Here is a 774-nt window from a genome sequence, read left to right as displayed (position 1 = left end):
GCCGGGACCGTGCACCCGGGATGGCGGCAGGTGCCATCGCGTAGCCGGACTCGCCGCGCCAACTCCGCCCCGGGCCGATACTTGAGTTCGGCGCCGGGCTGGTCGGCGGCGCCGATCGTGGGATCCACCTGCTCGAAGCTGGCGCCGTCACAGGTGGCGAGCATCTCCAGCAGGGTGGCCAGGGCGGCCTCGCCGGTGCGGGTGAACTCCCCCCGCACCCCGTCCTGATCCCGGCCCGGCTGGCCGGGGGCGATGACGGTGTCCGTCGGCCGCCACACCGGCGCCCGGCCACCCGGTGCGGCAGGGCCGGCCGCAGCGGCGTCAGCGGCGGCGGCGTCGGCGGCGTCGGCGGAGCCACCCTCGGAGTCGGCGGCGTCGCGGGATCCGGCGTTGCCGGGTACGTCCCCGCACACCAGGGACATCAACGCATCCGCGCGACGCTCAGGCNCGTCGCGGGATCCGGCGTTGCCGGGTACGTCCCCGCACACCAGGGACATCAACGCATCCGCGCGACGCTCAGGCTTGGTGTACGACACCTCGGGTCCGGAGTCCGCGGCCTCGTCCGCACCGGCAGTGGCGGCGGCGGCGTCGGCGGCCTCGTGTTCGGCGACGCGGTGATCCAGGGCCTCGGCCAGGACGGCGGCTTCCTCGGTGGCCAGGATGGCCGAGACGTTGGACATGCCGTCGGCGCCTTTGGTGAACCGGACTCCGCGGGCCCGGCTGGCGTCGGCTTTGCGTAGCCGGATGCCGTCGGGGTCGTGGCGGCCGATGATG

The 774-nt window shown here is 75.2% G+C and carries 1 protein-coding gene; it reads right to left on the bottom strand.

Going from position 1 to position 774, the window contains the following annotated elements:
* A partial coding sequence (locus tag RWK90_RS17245) for a DUF222 domain-containing protein (RefSeq protein WP_314038858.1) occupies positions 1 to 774 on the bottom strand: 774 nt, incomplete at both ends.

Origin of the sequence: Dietzia sp. CH92 (genome assembly GCF_032248695.1) — a bacterium.
In the GTDB taxonomy this organism is placed as follows: Bacteria; Actinomycetota; Actinomycetes; order Mycobacteriales; family Mycobacteriaceae; genus Dietzia.
The sequence above is the reverse complement of the archived record's forward strand: the minus strand, read 5'-3'. Positions and strand labels throughout refer to the sequence as shown.